Source organism: Dickeya chrysanthemi NCPPB 402, from assembly GCF_000406105.1.
Taxonomy (GTDB): Bacteria; Pseudomonadota; Gammaproteobacteria; order Enterobacterales; family Enterobacteriaceae; genus Dickeya; species Dickeya chrysanthemi.
In genome coordinates this window covers 1,807,095-1,825,813 of the sequence record NZ_CM001974.1, presented here as the reverse complement: position 1 = coordinate 1,825,813, position 18,719 = coordinate 1,807,095, and the positions used below count along the sequence as shown (strand labels likewise).

At 58.6% G+C, this 18,719-nt stretch carries 17 protein-coding genes, 1 pseudogene and 1 riboswitch; of the genes and pseudogenes, 4 read left to right on the top strand and 14 right to left on the bottom strand.

All coding sequences use genetic code 11. The annotated features are described in order from the left end of the window. Nucleotides 1–37 precede the first annotated feature (37 nt). From DCH402_RS08230 to clsB, 3 genes are all read left to right on the top strand, one after another. Entirely contained in the window at nt 38–1,162 is a 1,125-nt protein-coding gene (locus tag DCH402_RS08230; protein WP_040000657.1) for an ABC transporter permease, read from the top strand. A gap of 91 nt (nt 1,163–1,253) precedes the next feature. After that, nucleotides 1,254–2,024, top strand: coding sequence for an endonuclease/exonuclease/phosphatase family protein (locus DCH402_RS08225; protein WP_040000656.1), 771 nt, complete (start codon nt 1,254–1,256; stop codon nt 2,022–2,024). Beyond that, on the top strand, nt 2,021–3,223 hold the full coding sequence (gene clsB, locus DCH402_RS08220; RefSeq protein ID WP_040000655.1) for a cardiolipin synthase ClsB: 1,203 nt from the start codon (nt 2,021–2,023) through the stop codon (nt 3,221–3,223). Before DCH402_RS08225 ends, clsB begins: the two co-directional genes overlap by 4 nt. A gap of 55 nt (nt 3,224–3,278) precedes the next feature. On the opposite strand, the gene DCH402_RS08215 is transcribed toward clsB, so the two are convergent. From DCH402_RS08215 to moaA, 9 genes are all read right to left on the bottom strand, one after another. Next, entirely contained in the window at nt 3,279–3,989 is a 711-nt protein-coding gene (locus tag DCH402_RS08215) for a Bax inhibitor-1/YccA family protein (protein WP_040000654.1), read from the bottom strand. A gap of 153 nt (nt 3,990–4,142) precedes the next feature. Next, nucleotides 4,143–5,177: an ABC transporter ATP-binding protein gene (locus DCH402_RS08210; RefSeq protein ID WP_040000653.1), complete on the bottom strand. Its 1,035-nt coding sequence runs from the start codon at nt 5,175–5,177 to the stop codon at nt 4,143–4,145. Next, nucleotides 5,174–6,766 carry an ABC transporter permease gene (locus tag DCH402_RS08205; protein ID WP_027712385.1) on the bottom strand — a complete coding sequence of 531 codons (1,593 nt, stop codon included), beginning with the start codon at nt 6,764–6,766 and terminating at the stop codon, nt 5,174–5,176. Before DCH402_RS08205 ends, DCH402_RS08210 begins: the two co-directional genes overlap by 4 nt. Nucleotides 6,767–6,800: 34 nt before the next feature. Continuing rightward, entirely contained in the window at nt 6,801–7,817 is a 1,017-nt protein-coding gene (locus tag DCH402_RS08200; RefSeq protein ID WP_040000651.1) for an iron ABC transporter substrate-binding protein, read from the bottom strand. Between the two features lie 243 nt (nt 7,818–8,060). Further along, entirely contained in the window at nt 8,061–8,513 is a 453-nt protein-coding gene (moaE, locus tag DCH402_RS08195; RefSeq protein ID WP_027712387.1) for a molybdopterin synthase catalytic subunit MoaE, read from the bottom strand. Nucleotides 8,514–8,516: 3 nt separating this feature from the next. Continuing rightward, on the bottom strand, nt 8,517–8,762 hold the full coding sequence (moaD, locus tag DCH402_RS08190) for a molybdopterin synthase sulfur carrier subunit (RefSeq protein ID WP_040000650.1): 246 nt from the start codon (nt 8,760–8,762) through the stop codon (nt 8,517–8,519). Continuing rightward, entirely contained in the window at nt 8,759–9,241 is a 483-nt protein-coding gene (gene moaC / locus DCH402_RS08185) for a cyclic pyranopterin monophosphate synthase MoaC (RefSeq protein ID WP_027712389.1), read from the bottom strand. The genes moaD and moaC overlap by 4 nt, the downstream gene beginning before the upstream one ends. 6 nt (nt 9,242–9,247) lie before the next feature. After that, nucleotides 9,248–9,760, bottom strand: coding sequence for a molybdenum cofactor biosynthesis protein B (gene moaB / locus DCH402_RS08180; RefSeq protein ID WP_012770227.1), 513 nt, complete (start codon nt 9,758–9,760; stop codon nt 9,248–9,250). A 45-nt stretch (nt 9,761–9,805) separates the two neighbouring features. After that, nucleotides 9,806–10,795, bottom strand: a complete 990-nt coding sequence (gene moaA / locus DCH402_RS08175) for a GTP 3',8-cyclase MoaA (protein WP_027712391.1) — start codon at nt 10,793–10,795, stop codon at nt 9,806–9,808. Next, a riboswitch (molybdenum cofactor riboswitch) is annotated at nt 10,783–10,927 on the bottom strand. It overlaps the preceding gene by 13 nt. A 351-nt stretch (nt 10,928–11,278) precedes the next feature. On the opposite strand from moaA, the gene yvcK reads away from it, so the two are divergent. Beyond that, nucleotides 11,279–12,199 (top strand): uridine diphosphate-N-acetylglucosamine-binding protein YvcK, encoded by a 921-nt coding sequence (gene yvcK, locus DCH402_RS08170; protein ID WP_040000649.1) that lies wholly within the window; start codon nt 11,279–11,281, stop codon nt 12,197–12,199. 126 nt (nt 12,200–12,325) lie between these two features. On the opposite strand, the gene uvrB is transcribed toward yvcK, so the two are convergent. The 5 genes and pseudogenes from uvrB to bioB all read right to left on the bottom strand — a co-directional run bounded on the left by uvrB (nt 12,326) and on the right by bioB (nt 18,707). Then, complete coding sequence (uvrB, locus tag DCH402_RS08165; protein WP_040000648.1) at nt 12,326–14,338, bottom strand: excinuclease ABC subunit UvrB; 2,013 nt, start codon at nt 14,336–14,338, stop codon at nt 12,326–12,328. A 733-nt stretch (nt 14,339–15,071) separates the two neighbouring features. Further along, on the bottom strand, nt 15,072–15,752 hold the full coding sequence (bioD, locus tag DCH402_RS08160) for a dethiobiotin synthase (RefSeq protein ID WP_040000646.1): 681 nt from the start codon (nt 15,750–15,752) through the stop codon (nt 15,072–15,074). Further along, on the bottom strand, nt 15,745–16,527 hold the full coding sequence (bioC, locus tag DCH402_RS08155) for a malonyl-ACP O-methyltransferase BioC (RefSeq protein WP_040000645.1): 783 nt from the start codon (nt 16,525–16,527) through the stop codon (nt 15,745–15,747). The genes bioD and bioC overlap by 8 nt, the downstream gene beginning before the upstream one ends. Further along, nucleotides 16,514–17,668 carry an 8-amino-7-oxononanoate synthase gene (bioF, locus tag DCH402_RS08150; RefSeq protein WP_040000644.1) on the bottom strand — a complete coding sequence of 385 codons (1,155 nt, stop codon included), beginning with the start codon at nt 17,666–17,668 and terminating at the stop codon, nt 16,514–16,516. The genes bioC and bioF overlap by 14 nt, the downstream gene beginning before the upstream one ends. Continuing rightward, nucleotides 17,669–18,707 (bottom strand): annotated as a pseudogene (bioB, locus tag DCH402_RS08145) (biotin synthase BioB). Nucleotides 18,708–18,719 lie beyond the last annotated feature (12 nt).

Below are 18,719 nucleotides of genomic sequence, written 5' to 3'. Positions count from 1 at the left end.
TGCCACATTACCGTTGGTATGCCGAGGGAGAGAAGCCATGTTACATCGCGTGTGGACGCTAATCCGCAAAGAGCTTCAGTCATTGCTGCGTGAGCCGCAGACGCGCGCCATTTTGGTGCTGCCGGTGCTGTTGCAGGTGCTGCTGTTCCCGTTCGCCGCCACGCTGGACGTCACCGACGCTACGCTTGCCATTTACAGCGAAGACAATGGCCCGGCCGCGGTGGAACTGACGCAGCGTTTCGCCGGCGCCAGTGCATTCTCCCGCGTCATCATGCTGCACAGCCCACAGGACATCGCACCCGCGATTGATAACCAGCAAGCGCTGCTGCTGGCGCGTTTCCCCCCTGACTTTTCCCGCCAGTTAGCCAGCGGCGTACCGACCAGCATCCAGCTTTTGCTCGACGGACGCCACTCCAACAGCGCCCAGATCGCCGCCCGTTATATCCAGCAGATAGTGCAGGACTATCTACGGGAACGGGCCGACCTACGGGAACCGGCCGACGACCCGACACTGACGCACCAGAGCGAGTTGGTGATTCGCCACTGGTATAACCCCAATCTGGACTACAAATGGTTCGTGGTGCCGTCGCTGGTGGCGCTGATCACCACCATCGGCGTGTTGATCGTCACCGCCCTGTCGGTGGCGCGCGAACGGGAACAGGGCACGCTGGAACAATTGCTGGTGTCACCGCTGTCTACCGGGCAGATCTTTGTCGGCAAGGCGGTCCCGGCGCTGATTGTCGCCACCGTTCAGGCCAGCATCGTGCTGGCGGCCGGGATTCTGGCTTACCGTATCCCCTTTTCCGGTTCGCTGCTGCTGTTCTACCTCTGCATACTGGTGTACGGGTTATCGCTGGTAGGATTCGGGCTGCTGATTTCTGCGCTCTGCGCTACGCAACAGCAGGCTTTTATCGGCGTATTTGTCTTCGTGATGCCGGCTATTCTGCTCTCCGGGTATGTGTCGCCGGTTGAAAATATGCCGTTGTGGCTGCAACAACTTACCTGGGTTAACCCGGTACGCCATTTCACTGATATCACCAAACAGATCTATCTCAAAAACGCCAGCCTGGCGGTTATCTGGCATGGTATATGGCCGTTGCTGACGATCACCGCCACCACCGGCAGCGCGGCTTACGCTCTGTTTCGACGCAAGATAGGTTAGCCTTGCCGGGTTGGGCTGTAACCCGACGTCAGCGACGTCTTGCCAAACACTGACTACACTGATTTCAGTTACTTGGGTACGAGGGAAAACAATGGATACCATCTCGCAACCGTCGTTGGGTTTTTCGTTTACTGTGCTGACCATTAATACCCACAAAGGGTTCAGCGCACTGAATCGCCGCTTCATCCTGCCGGAACTGCGTGAGGCCGTACGATCGGTCTCCGCGGATATCGTCTGCCTGCAAGAGGTACTGGGTCGTCACTCTACGCACCCGCTACAGGTGGAGCACTGGCCGGATACCCCGCACTACGAATTTTTGGCCGAAACCATGTGGAACGATTATGCCTACGGGCGCAACGCAGTCTACCCGGAAGGCGAACACGGTAACGCGGTGCTGTCGCACTTCCCGATTTTTAGCTATCGCAATCTGGATGTATCGGTATCCGACAAGGCCCGACGCGGTATCCTGCACTGCGTACTGAAAGTGCCCAACCGGGATTTGCACATCCACGTGGTGTGCGTGCACATGGGGCTTACCGCGTCGCACCGGCGGCAGCAATTGGCGCTGTTGTGCGACCTTCTCGACACCCTGCCTGCCGATGCGCCGCTGGTGGTTGCCGGCGATTTCAACGACTGGCAAATGAAAGCCTGCGCCCTGTTAAAACGCCGCGCCGGTCTCGAAGAGGTGTTCAGCCAACATCTGGGTAAACCGGCACGGACCTTTCCGGCCCGTTTCCCGCTATTGCGGCTTGACCGTATCTACGTGCGCAATGCCCGCACTAGCGTCCCCCGATTGCTGCCGAGCAAACCCTGGTCGCACCTGTCCGATCATGCGCCGCTGGCCGTGGAGATACATTTGTGAAAACCGAATGGCGCGACGGCAACCAGATCGACCTGCTGGTAAATGGCGACGAATACTACCCCAGTGTGTTTGACGCCATCCGGCAAGCCCGCAACCGGGTGGTGCTGGAGACCTTTATCTGGTTTGAAGATAAAGTCGGCTACGCGCTGCGGGAGGTACTGATTGCAGCAGCCCGGCGTGGCGTCAGTATCGATGCCACCGCCGACGGTTACGGTTCGCACGACCTGTCGCCCGATTTTCTGGCACCGATGATCGAAGCCGGGGTGCGTTTTCATTTTTACGATCCTCGCCGCCGTCTGTTCGGCCTGATGCGCACCAACCTCTTTCGCCGGTTGCACCGCAAGATAGTGGTGGTAGACGGCCACACCGCCTGGATAGGCGGCATCAATTATTCCGCTGATCACCTGAGCGATTACGGTCCACAAGCCAAACAGGATTACGCGGTGAAAGTGCGCGGCCCGGTGGTGGACGATATCTACCGCTTTGTACTGGCGGCGCTGGCCCATGATGAAGAACCGCGTATCTGGTGGCGACAGCGTTTTCGTCGCGCGACTCGCAACCTGCATCCCGGTAATGCGCAGGCGCTCTTCGTCTGGCGCGACAACGGCCTGCACCGCCGCGACATCGAGCGCCAATACCTGCAAATGCTGCGGCGGGCCACACGTGAAGTGATTATCGCCAACGCCTATTTCTTTCCCGGCTACCGGTTATTACGGGCGATGCGCAAAGCCGCGCGGCGGGATGTGCGGGTACGGCTGATCATTCAGGGGCAACCGGACATGCCGATCGTTCTGATCGGCGCCCGGTTGCTTTACCCCTGGCTGGTGAACGCCGGGGTGGATATTTATGAGTACCGCCGCCAGCCGCTGCACGGCAAGGTCGCGTTGCAGGATGACTACTGGACCACCGTCGGCTCCAGCAATCTGGACCCGCTCAGCCTGGCGCTCAACCTGGAAGCTAATCTGTTTATCAACGACCGGGACTTCAATCAACAGTTGCAGGACAATCTGCACCAGCTTATCCGCGAAGACTGCGTGCAGGTTGACCCCTCGCAACTGCCGAAACGCTCATACTGGCAGGTACTCAAAGGGATGGTGGTGTTCCATTTCCTGAAGCGTTTCCCGTCGCTGGTCGGCTGGCTGCCGGCGCACAGTCCGCAACTAACGCAGGTGGGACCGGCGGATGACAACAGAAAATAACAAAAACAAACGGAGCCAGTTGGCTCCGTTTTTACTTATTTATCAACATCAATACTCAACGACGGCTGCCAAAAATGCGCAGCAGCATCAGGAACAGGTTGATGAAGTCGAGATACAGGGTCAATGCGCCCATGATCGAGTACTTGCGGAAATTATCCCGATCATCCACCGACAGCGCTTCGCCGATGTTTTTCAGCTTCTGCGTGTCGTACGCCGTCAGGCCGACAAACACCAGCACACCGATGTAGGTAATAGCGAGCTGCAACCCTTCGCTCTTCAGCCAGAAGTTCACCAGGGTCGCCAGCAAGATGCCAATCAACGCCATAAACAGCATGCTGCCCATACCGGTCAGGTCGCGTTTAGTGACATAGCCATACAGGCTCATCGCGCCGAACATCCCGGCGGTAATCACAAAGGTGCTGGCGATGGATTCGCCGGAATAGACGATGAAAATGCTGGATAGCGTCAGGCCGGTTAGCGCCGAATACAACATGAACAGCGTGGTGGCAACGCCGCCGCTCAGACGATGCACCATACCGGACAGCACAAACACCAGCCCAAGTTGGGCGATCACCAGTCCGTAAAAGGTAATTTTGCTGGAGAACACCAGTTGCAACACCGCCGGGGTATGGGCGGCATACCAGGAGACGAACGCCGTCAGCAGCAAACCGCAGGTCATCCAGCCATAGACCTGCGCCATATAGGTTTGCAGACCGGTACTGGCCTGTTGAACGATGGAACCGTTAGAACGTGGAAATCGATCCATGATGGAACCTTTGCATAAAGTGAAACAGAACAGGCTTGCGCCCACCTGTCTTTCAGCTTAACACAAAATGCCGCGGGCGGCGGGTAACACTTCCTCAACGGTCATCGCAAGGTGGCATGACATCGGCAGGACGCCGATGCCATGAAACGGCATTCAGTCCAGCCGATGCGCTTGCCCCACTACCGACAGATTGACGCCGCAACCCACGACGATATCTTCCCGGCTGACGCTTTTTAGTTCGATCACCTGCTGGCTGTTCGCCATCCGCAAGCGCAGTGTGGACACGAAGCCGGCAAACTCAATATTCGCCACCACCGCCTGCGGTGTGGCCGACGGCTCGGCCAACGTGACCTGAATCTGCTCCGGTCGCAGCATGATCCGCGCCGCGCTGGCAGATTGATTATCGTCAACCGCGATGTCGCCCAGCGCACACGCGGCGCGGCCGCCTTTCAGTTGTGCCGACAGCACCAGCGTATCGCCGAGAAACGCGGCGGTTCCTTCATCCACCGGGCGCAAATACAGCGACTGTGGCGACCCCACTTGCACCAGCCGCCCCTGCCGCATTACCGCGACCTGATCGGCAAACGACAGCGCTTCAGCCTGATCGTGGGTCACCAGAATCGACGCGACGCCCGCCTCCGCCAACAGCGAGGATACCGCCTGACGGGTAGCGGCGCGCAGGCCGGTATCCAACGCAGAAAACGGTTCATCCAGCAGCATCAACGCCGGGCGCTGAGACAACGCACGCGCCAGCGCCACCCGCTGTTGCTGGCCGCCGGACAACTCATGCGGCCACAGCGCCGCCAGTCGCGAATCGAGCGATACCATCGCCATCAATTCATCAATGCGTCGCTGTTTATCTTGCTTACTGCCATCAAGCCCAAAACCGATGTTCTGCGCCACGGTAAAATGCGGAAACAGCGCGCCGTCCTGCGGCACAAAGCCGATACCGCGCTGGTGGGCCGGCACCCATTGGGTCGCATCCGCCACGACGCGCGTTTGCAGACGCACCGTGCCGCAATCCGGCGCTTCAAAGCCGGCGATGATACGCAACAACGTGGTTTTACCGGAACCGGAGGGGCCGACAATGGCGGTACGGCTGCCCGGCGCCACCTGCAAGTCAATGCCGTCCAGCACCTTAACGGCGTTAAAAGATTTGCCGATGCCATAAAGTTCAAGCGTATTCATAAACCTGCCGTACGTTTCGATTGAGAATAGAGCAACCAGGTCAGCGGAAGCGACAGCACCACCATAATCAGCGCGTAAGGCGCGGCCGCCATATAGTCGATTTCACTGGTCAATGCCCAAAAGCCGGTCGCCAGCGTGCGGGTGCCGTTGGGCGCCAGCAACAGCGTGGCGGTCAATTCGTTGGTAACGGCAAGAAACACCAGCGCCGCGCCGGCTGCTGCGCCCGGCGCCGCCAGCCGCAACGTGATGCGCCACAGCGCCTGACCGGGCGAACACCCCAGGCTGCGTGCAACGTTTTCCAGTTCTACCGGCGCCTGCGCAATACCGGCGCGCAGGTTGATCAATGCACGCGGCATAAACATCAGCACATAGGCCAGCAACAGGGTGAATTCGGTTTGATACAGCGGCCGCAGAGTATGAATGGTCACCGTGACCAGCGCCAGCGCCACCACAATACCCGGCAACGCGCTGGTAATGTAATTGCATCCCTCCAGCAGACGATACAACCGTGACGGATAACGCACCGACAGCCAGGCCATCGGAAACGCGCACAGCGTTACCAACACTGCACCGCTGATACCCAGCCACAATGTCTGGCGCAGCGCGGGCCACAACTCGTCATTACGCCACACGTCCATGCCGCCCAGCCACAGCCAGCGGGTGAGCGTCATCAACGGCACGCCCAGCGCCAGCACGGTTAACGCCAGCGGCAACAACACGTAAGCGAAGCCAGCCACCGGCGACAGCCGCCAGGGCGTCTGGCTGCGGGCGCTGCCGGAACCGACGCGGGCATAGCGCGCGCGTCCGCGGGTCAGCGCTTCCAGCAACAACAACCCCATACAGCACAACACCAGCACGCCCGCCAGCATGTTTGCCGCCAGGCCGTTAAAGGTAGACTGGAACTGTTCGAAAATCGCGGTGGTGAAGGTGTCGAAGCGAATCATGGCGTACAAGCCGTATTCCGCCAGCAAATGCAGCGCAATCAGCAGCGAACCGCCCCATACCGCCAGCCGCAATTGCGGCAGCACCACACGAAAAAAGACGCGCCAGGGCCTGGCGCCCAGCGAGGTCGCGACATCTTCCAGGCTGGGATCAAGCCGGCGCAGCACCGCCGCCGCCGGCAGATAAATAAACGGGAAATACGCGAGAACCGACAGGAACACGCCTGCCGCCAGGCCATTCATGCCGGGCAACAGGCTAATCCAGGCGTAACTCTGGACAAAGGCCGGCACCGCCAGCGGCGCGGTCAACAGTAGCGACCACACCCGGCGACCCGGCAACGTCGTGCGCTCGGTCAGCCAGGCCAGCGCCACCCCGAGCAGCGTGCAGAGCGGCAACGTCACCGCCACCAGCAATACCGTATTGAGCAACAGTTCCCCGACCCGGGGCCGGAACACCAGCGTTTTTACCGTGTCCCAACCGGTATCGAGGGTAATGCCCACCACAAAGCCCAGCGGCAACAACGCCAGCAACGACAACAGCAACGCCATCAGCGCCATGCCGCCGCCGGCTATCCGGTACGGCCGCGCCCCCGGTCGCACCGGTTGGGGCACGCCGACGCCGGCGACTTTCCATTCCACATCGGCCATCTGTCTTATTGGACTCCCGCCCTGCACTGACACATTACAGCAGACCTGCTTCGGTCATCAGCTCAACCACTTTCTTGCCGTTGAGTTTGGCGGCATCCACTTTCGGCGCCTGCAAGTCTTTCAGCGGTTCCAGTTTCGGGTTGGATTCGGCATTCACGCCCACGGCGTATTCAAACGCGGTGTTGGTGCGCAGCACTTCCTGGCCTTTTTTGCCGGTGATCCACTTGATGAACGCCTGAGCCTGTTCTTTATGCTTACTGGAAGCCAGCACGCCGCCGCCGGAGATACTGACGAACGCGCCCGGATCCTGATGTTTGAAGTAGTACAGACGGACGTTTTTGCTGTTTTCGCCGGTTTTGGCGCCGTCAACGAACGGGTAGTAGTGATAGATGACGCCGCTATCGATCTGGCCGGCGTTCACGGCTTTCATCACCGTGCTGTTGCCTTTATACGCCGTGAAGTTGGCTTTCATGGCTTTCAACCATTCCAGCGTCGCTTTCTCGCCTTTCAGCTCCAGCATCGCGCTGACGATCGCCTGGAAATCAGCACCCGACGGAGAAGCCGCCCAACGGCCTTTCCATTCCGGTTTGGCCAGGTCCATCAGTGACGCCGGCAACTGCGCCTCGGTCAGTTTTTCCGGGTTGTAGACAAAGACCGTCGAGCGCGCGGCAATGCCTACCCAGCGACCGTGGGACGGACGATACTGCGGCTCCACTTGCGCCAGCGTGCCGGCATCCAGCGGCGCGAACAGATTGGCGTTATCCACCAGCACCATCGACGGCGAGTTTTCCGTCAAAAACACGTCGGCCGGCGAGGCATTACCTTCCTGCACCAGTTGGTTGCCCAATTCGCTGTCGCCGCCATTACGCAGCGTGACTTTGATACCGGTATCCTGAGTAAAACCTTCCACCCAGGATTTCACCAGATTTTCGTGCTGTGCGTTGTAAATCACGATACCTGACTCCTCCGCCTGTGCGCCGAAGGAGAACCCCATCATCAGGGAAGACGCCAGCAACGTGGCGGGGAACAGAGAAGCTATACGCCGTTTCATACCATTATCCTTTTCACTGTATGGCAATTAACTGTATGACAATAAAAGCGAATCAGGCGGAAAGTTACCGCGGTTCATTATCGTTGCATTAAAATGGAAATAAAAATGATTCTTATTAATTATTTCCTTAACACTATTTTAATGCAAATTTTATAATTCGCTGCTTTTTATCGTTTTTTTTCTGGTGATGAAATCATTTCGGCAAAAATCATGTAGCGGCGACAATCAATCCGCCGCTATCGGCTATGACCAACGATCTGCCGCCTGTCGATCGCTGTCGCGGGCATCGACCCAACGGTCGCCATCCGACGTCGCTTCCCGCTTCCAGAATGGTGCGCGCGTCTTGAGGTAATCCATGATGAATTGCGCCGCATCGAACGATGCCTGGCGGTGGGCGCCACTGACGCCGACAAAGACGATCTCGTCGCCGGGGAACAGTGCGCCTACACGATGAATCAGGCTTACCCGCTGAATCGGCCAGCGCTGCCGCGCTTCATCGACAATCTCTGCCAATGCCTTTTCGGTCATGCCCGGATAATGCTCCAGCGTCAGTGCGCTGACGTGATCGCCCAGATTGTGATTACGCACTTTGCCGGTGAACGTCACCACGGCGCCGTCCGTATCGCTGGTCGCCAGCCAGGCGTACTCGTCGCCGACGCTGAACGGTTCCTGCCCTACCCGAATGCGCGTTTCCATCGCTCAGCCTCCGGTGACCGGCGGGAAAAACGCCACTTCGTCGCCATCCGTCAACGGATGCGTCATCGTCACCAGCGACTGATTGACCGCCGCCAGCAGTTTGCCGTCTTCCAGCGCCAGCGCCCAACGGTCGCCGCGCTCACACAATGCCTGTCGTAACGATGCCACGTTCTGGTATTCCGCGGGCAACGATAATCGGTCGATGCCGGTCAGTTCACGCACCTGCGCAAAAAACAACACCGTAATCATGATGCCTCCGCCCTAAAATCGCCGGATTTACCGCCGCTTTTTGCCAGTAGCCGCACCGGGCCTATCACCATATCCTTCTGCACCGCTTTGCACATGTCGTAAATCGTCAGCGCCGCTACCGAGGCGGCGGTCAATGCTTCCATCTCCACCCCGGTCTTGCCGGTCAGCCGGCACAGGGATTCAATGCGCACCCGGTTATATTCCGGCTGGGCCTCCAGTTCAACGGCGACTTTGCTCAGCAGCAGCGGATGACATAGCGGAATCAGTTCCCAGGTACGTTTGGCGGCCTGAATGCCGGCGATGCGGGCCGTGGCGAAAACATCGCCCTTGTGGTGTCGCCCGTCGATGATCATAGCCAGAGTCTGCGGTGCCATTTCCACAAAGGCTTCGGCACGTGCCTCGCGCACGGTTTCGGCTTTGTCGGAAACATCCACCATGGCCGCCTCACCGGCGGCGTTAATGTGGGTCAGTTGTGCCATAGCTGCTTACTTTTTCAAATGAGGATAGAGGTTACAGGGTTTTTGGCGCGCATCCAGTTGCTCGCGGATAATGCGTTCCCAGGCGGTATGGCAGGCTTTGGTCGAGCCGGGCATGGCGAAAATCGCCGTCTGGTTGGCCAGCCCGGCGATGGCACGAGACTGGATGGTGGCGGTGCCGATCTCTTCGTACGACACCATTCGAAACAGTTCGCCAAATCCCTCGATTTCCCGGTCGAACAACACCCGCAAAGCTTCCGGCGCCAGATCGCCTGAGGTAAAACCGGTGCCGCCGTTAATCAGAATCACCTGCACATCGTCGCGGGCTATCCAGGCGGAAACCTGCGCACGAATGTGATACAGGTTTTCACCGACGATCGCGCTGTCCGCCAGATGATGCCCATCCTGCTGCAATGCCTCGCGCAAATAATCGCCGGATGTATCGTCGTCGGCAGTACGGCGGGAGGATATCGTCATCACCGCCACACGCAGAGGCATAAATTCGCTGCTGACCTTACTCATAAACACTCCGTAACGGTATTCCGTCATACCGTATTGTGCGGCTGCTCAGCCGCCGATAAAGGAAAGATTCGGGGTAATGCCGCTGTTGCCGTCATGCAGGAAATGCGCCTGTCGTTTGCTGCCAAGGCCGCCGGAGATACGCGATTTCAGCGCGTCCAACTGGTCGTCATCCGTCAGCAAATCACGCAGCGGAATGCCCTGCTCGCCGAACAGGCACAGATGCAGGTTGCCGATGGCCGAGACCCGCAGCCGGTTACAGCTCTGACAAAAGTCTTTTTCATACGGCATGATCAACCCCACCTCACCCTGATAATCCGGGTGCGAGAACACCTGCGCCGGGCCGTCGCTGCGTTCACGAACCTGCTGCTGCCAGCCTTGCTGCAACAGACGCTCGCGGATCACCTGGCCGGAAACATGGTGGCGACGAAACATCTCCCGCCCTTCACCGGTTTCCATCAGTTCAATAAAACGCAGTTGAATCGGCCGGGTGCGGATCCACTCGAGAAAGGTGTGCAGGCTACTGTCGTTGACATCGCGCATCAGCACGGTGTTGACTTTCACCCGGCGGAACCCGTTGGCGAAGGCGGCATCGATGCCGTCCATCACCTGACGAAATTTGTCCTGCCCGGTAATGGCATGAAACTGACGGGGATCCAGGCTGTCGACGCTGACGTTAAGGGCGGTCAGCCCGGCTTCGCGCCAGCTCGCCACATCCCGCGCCAGCCGGTAACCGTTGGTGGTGACCGCCAGCGTGCGGATGGCCGGATTTTCGCGGATGGCGGCAATAATATCGACGAAATCGCGCCGTAAAGACGGCTCGCCGCCGGTCAGGCGCACCTTTTCCGTGCCCAGATCGGCGAATGCCCGACCAATACGGCGGATTTCACTTAACGACAGAAAACGATGAGGGGTCGCGCCATTGGGCTGGTAGCCGTCCGGCAGACAATAAGTACAGCGAAAATTACAGACATCCGTTATCGACAGACGCAAATAGTAAAACTTGCGCGCAAACGCATCGGTCAGTTGACTCACCATAAACACCTTTCCAAATACGGGAGATGCGGGCATTTCTACCCTGCACCCTGGTGACCCGCAGGTCACGGCCAGAGAACCCTATCCGCGCTGACACGCGAACGTAGGCTCCGGGGCTAGGAGTTTGATTACCCGGCATCGAGCGCCGATGTCGGACAACCGTGATTACTTCATGAAGTCTATCGCCAAACCAAGCTTTCCGTCACTGGAAATGCGGTATATAAACTTGTATATAGCGGATTTTATTCACTATTTCCACCCGTAGGATAGCGGAAATTCGTTCAACTTTTCTGACCTGCGTCATAGGACGACGTATATCTCCTACTCCTGGTGGGGTACGCCCCGTCAATGCGGATGCGGCACCCAACCGATCGCGTCCGGCGGACAAAAAGCGTTGAAATTTTCTGTTAGTGCTGCGGCCTTACTCAGAGGTGTGCTATATATCCGCTACTTTTTAAGGTAGATAACCGGTATATAAGGGCATTTATGGGCAATCGCACGTTGGCGGAGCTGGGTAGCGTGGTCGCGTTGGGTGGCGGTCACGGGTTGGGACGCGTTATGTCGTCGCTCTCCTTTCTCGGCTCGCGGCTGACCGGCATCGTTACCACCACCGACAATGGCGGCTCCACCGGGCGAATTCGTCGCTCGGAAGGCGGCATCGCCTGGGGCGATACCCGCAACTGCCTTAATCAGTTGATCACCACACCCAGCGTCGCGTCGGCCATGTTCGAATACCGTTTCAGCGGTAATGGCGAACTGTCCGGCCATAATCTCGGCAATTTGATGCTCAAGGCGATGGATCACCTCAGCGTACGCCCGCTGGAAGCCATCAATCTGATACGCAATCTGTTGAAGGTAGATGCGCTGCTGATTCCGATGTCGGAACAACCGGTAGACCTGATGGCGATTGATACGCAAGGCAATCCGGTATACGGCGAAGTGGCGGTAGATCAGCTTGCCGCCCTGCCGCAGGACCTGATGCTCTACCCCGCCGCTCCGGCTACTCAGGAAGCGCTGGCGGCGATTGCCGCCGCAGATTTGATCCTGATAGGCCCCGGCAGTTTTCTTACCAGCCTGATGCCGCCGCTGCTGCTTACCGATCTGGCGCAGGCGTTGCATGATGCGCGCGCGCCGATGGTCTACATCGGTAATCTGGGGGTCGAGCAGAGTCAGATTGCCACCCGTCTGACGCTGGCGCAGAAGCTGCAACTTATCGAAAGCAAGATCGACCGGCGTATTATTGACGCAGTCGTCGTTTCCCCCCGAACCGATACTCAGGGCGTGAACGACCGTCTGATTATCCGGCAACCATTGGGCGCGCAGGATGTGCCGCATCATCATGATCGCGCATTACTCTGTGCGGCGCTGGAGCAGGCTGTGCACGCGCTCGGGCTGTGCGTAGCCTGAGTTTCAGTTTCTGAGTCGCGGTGTATGGGCCACGCCAGGCGTCGGATTGTTCATCACTCAGCCTCTCTCTGTGTATGGGCTGTGTATGGGCCGTGTATCCGCGCAGCGCCGCCGACATCTGTATCATCAGGACGCCGCAATAAACTGCTCGCGCAGCGCGTGGATTTCGTCGCGCAGACGGGCGGCTTCTTCGAACTCCAGATTCTGCGCATGAGCCAGCATCTGGCTTTCCAGCTCGCGGATTTTCTGGTCCAGCGCTTTCGGCGACAGTTGCTGATACTGCGCCGCCGGTTCCGCCGCTTTCTTGCCGCGCCCTTTCCCCCGGCCGTGGGTTGGCTGACCAATCTGCAGAATATCGCCAATCTTCTTGTTCAGACCCTGCGGCACGATGCCGTGTTGCTCGTTGTACGCCTGCTGTTTCTCGCGACGACGTTGGGTTTCGTTGATGGCGCGCTCCATCGACGGCGTAATCTTATCGCCGTACAAAATTGCCTTGCCGTTGAGGTTACGCGCCGCACGGCCGATGGTCTGAATCAGCGAGCGTTCAGAACGCAGGAAGCCTTCTTTATCGGCGTCCAGAATCGCCACCAGCGACACCTCCGGCATGTCCAGCCCTTCACGCAGCAGGTTGATGCCCACCAACACGTCGAACTCGCCCAAGCGCAAATCGCGAATGATCTCCACCCGCTCTACGGTATCGATATCCGAGTGCAGGTAGCGTACCCGCTCGCCGTGTTCCTCCAGATACTCGGTCAAGTCTTCCGCCATGCGCTTGGTTAACGTGGTGACCAGCACGCGTTCATTGATGGCGGAACGCTTGCGGATTTCCGACAACAAGTCGTCTACCTGGGTAGTCACCGGGCGCACTTCCAGTTGCGGATCCAACAGGCCGGTCGGCCGCACTACCTGATCGATTATCTCGCCGCCGGATTTTTCCAGCTCGTAATTGCCCGGCGTCGCCGAAACATAAATGGTTTGCGGCGCCAGCGCTTCAAATTCCTCAAATTTCATCGGCCGGTTGTCCAGCGCCGACGGCAGGCGAAACCCGTACTCCACCAACGTTTCCTTACGCGCCCGGTCGCCACGGTACATGCCGCCCAGTTGCGGGATGGTGACGTGGGATTCGTCGATCACCAACAGACCATCGGCCGGCAGGTAGTCGAACAGCGTTGGCGGCGGCTCGCCCGGCCCGCGGCCAGACAGGAAGCGGGAGTAGTTTTCAATGCCGGAGCAATAGCCCAGCTCATTCATCATTTCCAGATCGAAGGTAGTACGCTGCGCCAGCCGCTGCTCCTCCAGCAATTTATTGTTGGCGAGCAATACCTGACGCCGCTCTGCCAGCTCGACCTTGATCTCTTCCATCGCCTGCAGGATACGTTCGCGCGGCGTAACGTAATGCGTTTTGGGATAAATGGTGTAACGCGGCACCGTCTGCACGATGTGGCCGGTGAGCGGGTCGAACAGCGACAACCGCTCCACCTCTTCGTCGAACAACTCGACCCGCAATGCAATATCTTCGGATTCGGCGGGGAAAACATCGATGATCTCGCCGCGCACCCGAAACGTACCGCGCCCAAACGCCTGATCGTTGCGGGAGTACTGTAGCTCCGCCAGCCGCCGCAGAATGGCACGCTGGTCAATCAGCATGCCCTGCGTCAGGTGCAGCATCATTTTCAGGTAAAGGTCCGGATCGCCCAGACCGTAAATAGCGGACACCGACGCCACCACCACTACATCGCGCCGCTCCAGCAACGCCTTGGTGGCGGACAACCGCATCTGTTCGATATGTTCGTTAACCGAGGCATCCTTCTCGATAAAGGTATCGGAGCTCGGCACATAGGCTTCAGGTTGGTAGTAATCGTAGTAAGAGACGAAATACTCCACCGCATTCTCCGGGAAAAACGCCTTCATCTCGCCATACAGCTGCGCCGCCAGTGTTTTATTGGGTGCCAGCACCATGGTTGGGCGGTTGAGATCGGCAATCACGTTGGCGACGGTAAACGTCTTACCGGACCCCGTGACCCCCAGCAGCGTCTGGTGCGCCAGCCCGTCCTCCAGCCCCTCTTTCAGACGGCGTATCGCCTCAGGCTGGTCGCCGGCGGGTTTGAAGGCAGAATGCAGTTTGAACTCTTTACTCATGAGCAAGACACCCGGATAAAAAACGGTTGGAATCACGCATCGAACGTCGGCCAGGATCGACCGGCGTTGTCGGCAGGGAGAGACACAGCCTAGTATGAAAATCCCCGGCCAGATTTGCCAGCCTCATATTACTGGATATAAAAACAGCATCAAGTAATTCTTAACCATTGACCACACACCAACACGTGCCCTCGTTGACTAGCACAGAGTGATGTGGCTATCCAGCAAAAAATGACGCATTTATCCCCAGAAATACCGTTTCTCAAATTATCTGCACTGACCAGTGCCGGTGATTTATTCAAACAAGGCCGGTTGCAATAAAAGTGACTTGATTTTAATTAAATAATTGATTTTAAATGATTTAACAAAAAAGCGGAGATTAGCGCCAAACCAGGCGCAACCCGCGCCGGCTCTTGGCTGGCGCGTTTTTTCTAACCCTAATGCACACGGTTATCCACAGAAATGGTGGATAACTCCCACAAGCGCCCGCGCTCCCTGTATTGGCGTCTTTCGTTACCTTTCCCCGTCAGAAGCGCACAAGCTGCTTTTAAACAAAATTTCCGCGTTTGACTGGCCGGTTATTATAAAAAAAAGTACTAAATGACACAGACTTAGCAAAAAGAAAACTGCTGGCCCAGTGGATCGGACAGCAGTTTTCAAGATGGTTTTTTCTATCAATTTCAATCAGAAAAGGGGATAAAGCCGCCACTCACGTAACATTCACTTAAACTCGTTAACCTCTTAGTAAAGTGATGTTTAAGTAATCGCCAATATCCTGCTGAAACGGCTCGGATAAATGCGGGATTTCACCCAACAACGGCGCGGGAATGCTCTCCTGCAACGTTTGCAGATAGGCGGCGTGATAGCGACCGGGAGGCTGCACCACATTCGCGACCCATCCTGCCAGACGTAATCCGGCATGCCGTACCGCCTGCGCCGTCAAGAGTGCGTGGTTGATGCATCCGAGCTTCACGCCGACAACCAGAATCACCGGCAACGCTTCTTCCTGCACCCAGTCGGCGAAGGTTTGCCGCCCGGAAAGCGGCGTAAACCAGCCGCCGGCCCCTTCCACCAGCACCCAGTCGGCCTGACGCGCCAGACTGCGCAGGCCGTCGCTGAGGGTGGAAAAGGCAATCGGCCGGTTTTCCTCGGCGCTGACGATATGGGGCGAGGTCGGCGCCAAAAAGGCCAGTGGATTGACCGCTTCATACGGTAATGCCACCACGCTGTTGGCCTGTAGCTGTAAGGCATCGCTATTACGGATGCCGTGCGGCATGACATCACAGCCGGACGCCACCGGCTTATAACCGGCAGTGCGGTATCCGGCGCGGCGGGCCGCCTGCAACAACGCCACGCTGGCGACGGTCTTGCCCACTTCGGTATCGGTTCCGGTCACGAACCAACGTTCAGTCACGGTAAATTACTCCAAAAACGCGTTGATAGGTCAGGGGATACCCCTGTGGGTGGCGACAGTAGTGCATCGCCAACGCCGCCAATTGGCGACGGTTCAGCACGCCGTGTTCGCGGCCATCCCGTAGCCAGGTCGCACCGACGCCTTTCACCGAGCGCATCAGGCTCAGTACATCCGGAAAATGGCAGGTCGCCGGCGCCAGCGAGATTTCGGCGTGGTAGCCACGGCAGACGGAGACAATCGTCTCCAGCGACAAAAAGCGGTTAATACGTCGGGATCCGTCCAGTCGCTGCCAGGCATCGTCCAGTTCAGCCAACGTGCCCTGCGCCAGCGTACAAAAGGCAATCACCCCCCCTGGTCGGGTAACTCGATAAAGTTCGGCCAGCCCGGCGGACAAATCATCGCACCACTGAATTGCCATATTACTGAAACTGATATCCACACAGCCATCCGCCAGCGGCAGGTGTTCGATATCGCCCTGAAGATAGTGCGTTGCCGAGCGTCGCTGACGCGCCACCGCCAGCATTTCCGTCGACAGATCCAGCGCCGTCACCCGTTTTCCGCCCGCCTGCCAGCGGGCGCTGAAATAACCGGTGCCGCAGCCGGCATCCAGCAGTTCGCCGCCGGCATGGCCGTCGACCAGTGTCATCAGGTGTTCGCCGCTTTCGCGTTGCAGGGCGGCGAAGCGGTCGTAATGGGAGGCGGCCCGGCCGAACGCGCGGGCGATCGCCAGTTTATGGGCGCCCGGCGATAGCACATCAGGGTTAGCCAGCGTCATATAACACCTCCAGCAAACGGTCGATATCTTCCGGCTGATGGCTGGCAGTCAGGGTAATGCGCAAGCGAGCGGTACCCGGCGGCACGGTGGGCGGCCGAATAGCGTTGACCCACAACCCTTGTGTCCGCAGTTGTTGCGACAGCGCCAGCGACCAGGCGTTATCGCCGACAATCAGCGGCTGAATGGCGCTTTGCGATGCCAGCAGGCGAAACGGCAGCCCGGCAGCGCCTTCGCGAAACTGCTGAATCCGCTCCGTCAGTACGGCGCGACGGGCTGCGCCGTCGTCACCGCGAATGATTGTCAGCGCCGCCGACAACGCGCAGGCTTGCGCCGGCGGCATGGCGGTGCTGTAAATCAGATGCCGGGCAAACTGCAACAGGTACTCCGCCACCGACTGGCTGCACAACACCGCCGCCCCGCTAACGCCAAACGCTTTGCCGAAGGTGACGATCAGCAATTCAGGTTTTACGCCTTGCTGGTTGCTACAACCGCGGCCTTGCTCACCCACGGTGCCGATGCCGTGGGCATCATCCACCATCAGCCATGCGCCATGTTCACGACAGCGCTGATGCAATGCCGCCAACGGTGCGGTGTCGCCATCCATGCTGAACACGCCTTCGGTGACCACCAGCGTCTGGCCGCCGACCGGTTTCTCCAGCAATTGTTGCAGTGACTCCGGCTGATTATGGTGAAAGCGGCGTAACGCGGCGGGCGACAGGCTGGCGGCTTCCAGTAGCGAGGCATGACTGAGGCGATCCGCCAGAATACGATCGCCTTCCGCCAGCAGCGCGGTGACCACTGCCTGATTCGCCGCAAAACCGGAGATCATCAACAGCGCCCGGTCATACCCCAGCCAGTCGGCCAGTTGTTGCTCCAGTTGCTGATGCATGGTGGTATACCCGGTCACATGGCCGGAACCACCGCTGCCCACGCCGAACTGTTCCGCCCCTTGCCGCCAGGCGCGCACCATCGCCGGATGCTGGCTCAGCCCCAGATAGTCATTACAGGAAAAATTGAGATAACGCCGTTGCTCACGCACCAACCAGCGACCGCTGCCGCCGTCATTAGGCAGACGTACCCGGTAGGCGTCCTGCGCCTGTCGCTGCGCCAGCGCCTGATCAATCCGTTGCTGCCAGCTCATTTACACCGCCGCGTTGTAATATTGATCGGTATCGGCGTGCAGCAGTCGCTCCGCCAGGTGCTGCTGTTGCTGGTTATCGCCGTATTCGGTCTGGGTTTGCTGCGGGTTCAGCCCCAGTTTGCGAAACAGCAGCAAGTCCTTATCTTCTTTCGGATTCGGCGTGGTCAGCAGTTTGCAGCCATAGAAGATGGAATTAGCGCCCGCCATGAAACACATCGCCTGCGTCTGTTCGCTCATCTGCTCACGCCCGGCCGACAGCCGGACATAAGACGTCGGCATCATAATGCGCGCCACGGCAATGGTGCGGATAAAATCGAACGGGTCTACATCCTCGTTTTCCGCCAGCGGCGTCCCCTTCACTTTTTACCAGCATGTTGATCGGCACGCTCTCCGGCGGCGTCGGCAGATTGGCCAGTTGCACCAGTAACCCGGCGCGATCGCGCACCGTTTCGCCCAGACCGACAATGCCGCCGGAGCACACTTTGATGCCGGCGCCACGCACTTTATCCAGCGTATCCAGCCGCTCCTGATAGGTACGGGTGGTGATGATGTCGCCGTAAAATTCCGGCGAGGTGTCCAGATTGTGGTTGTAAAAATCGAGCCCGGCCGCCGCCAGTCGTTCGGCCTGATCGCCGTGCAACGTGCCCAGCGTCATGCAGGTTTCCATGCCCATCTCTTTCACGCCGCGCACCATCGACTCCAGATACGGCATGTCGCGCTCGTGAGGATTTTTCCACGCCGCGCCCATACAAAAGCGGGTCGACCCCGTCGCTTTCGCCTGACGGGCGGATTCCAGCACCTGCTCAACCTGCATCAGCCGTTCGGTTTCAATACCGGTACGGTAACGGGCGCTTTGCGGGCAGTATTTGCAGTCTTCCGGGCAGGCGCCGGTTTTGATGGATAACAGCGTGCTGACCTGCACCTGACGGGGATCAAAGTGCCGGCGGTGCACCTGTTGCGCTTCAAACATCAGTTCCAGAAACGGTTTATCGAACAGGGCCTGCGCCTGTTCCAGCGTCCAGTTTACGCGTTCGGTCATCATCATTGCTCC

What these genes read in the sequence shown, in the direction of transcription:
- DCH402_RS08230 (WP_040000657.1), top strand. Translation starts at nt 38, where the DNA reads ATGTTACATCGCGTGTGGACGCTAATCCGCAAAGAGCTTCAGTCATTG.
- DCH402_RS08225 (WP_040000656.1), top strand. Translation starts at nt 1,254, where the DNA reads ATGGATACCATCTCGCAACCGTCGTTGGGTTTTTCGTTTACTGTGCTG.
- DCH402_RS08215 (WP_040000654.1), bottom strand. Translation starts at nt 3,989, where the DNA reads ATGGATCGATTTCCACGTTCTAACGGTTCCATCGTTCAACAGGCCAGT.
- DCH402_RS08210 (WP_040000653.1), bottom strand. Translation starts at nt 5,177, where the DNA reads ATGAATACGCTTGAACTTTATGGCATCGGCAAATCTTTTAACGCCGTT.
- DCH402_RS08205 (WP_027712385.1), bottom strand. Translation starts at nt 6,766, where the DNA reads ATGGCCGATGTGGAATGGAAAGTCGCCGGCGTCGGCGTGCCCCAACCG.
- DCH402_RS08200 (WP_040000651.1), bottom strand. Translation starts at nt 7,817, where the DNA reads ATGAAACGGCGTATAGCTTCTCTGTTCCCCGCCACGTTGCTGGCGTCT.
- moaE (WP_027712387.1), bottom strand. Translation starts at nt 8,513, where the DNA reads ATGGAAACGCGCATTCGGGTAGGGCAGGAACCGTTCAGCGTCGGCGAC.
- moaD (WP_040000650.1), bottom strand. Translation starts at nt 8,762, where the DNA reads ATGATTACGGTGTTGTTTTTTGCGCAGGTGCGTGAACTGACCGGCATC.
- moaC (WP_027712389.1), bottom strand. Translation starts at nt 9,241, where the DNA reads ATGGCACAACTGACCCACATTAACGCCGCCGGTGAGGCGGCCATGGTG.
- moaB (WP_012770227.1), bottom strand. Translation starts at nt 9,760, where the DNA reads ATGAGTAAGGTCAGCAGCGAATTTATGCCTCTGCGTGTGGCGGTGATG.
- moaA (WP_027712391.1), bottom strand. Translation starts at nt 10,795, where the DNA reads ATGGTGAGTCAACTGACCGATGCGTTTGCGCGCAAGTTTTACTATTTG.
- yvcK (WP_040000649.1), top strand. Translation starts at nt 11,279, where the DNA reads ATGGGCAATCGCACGTTGGCGGAGCTGGGTAGCGTGGTCGCGTTGGGT.
- uvrB (WP_040000648.1), bottom strand. Translation starts at nt 14,338, where the DNA reads ATGAGTAAAGAGTTCAAACTGCATTCTGCCTTCAAACCCGCCGGCGAC.
- bioC (WP_040000645.1), bottom strand. Translation starts at nt 16,527, where the DNA reads ATGACGCTGGCTAACCCTGATGTGCTATCGCCGGGCGCCCATAAACTG.
- bioF (WP_040000644.1), bottom strand. Translation starts at nt 17,668, where the DNA reads ATGAGCTGGCAGCAACGGATTGATCAGGCGCTGGCGCAGCGACAGGCG.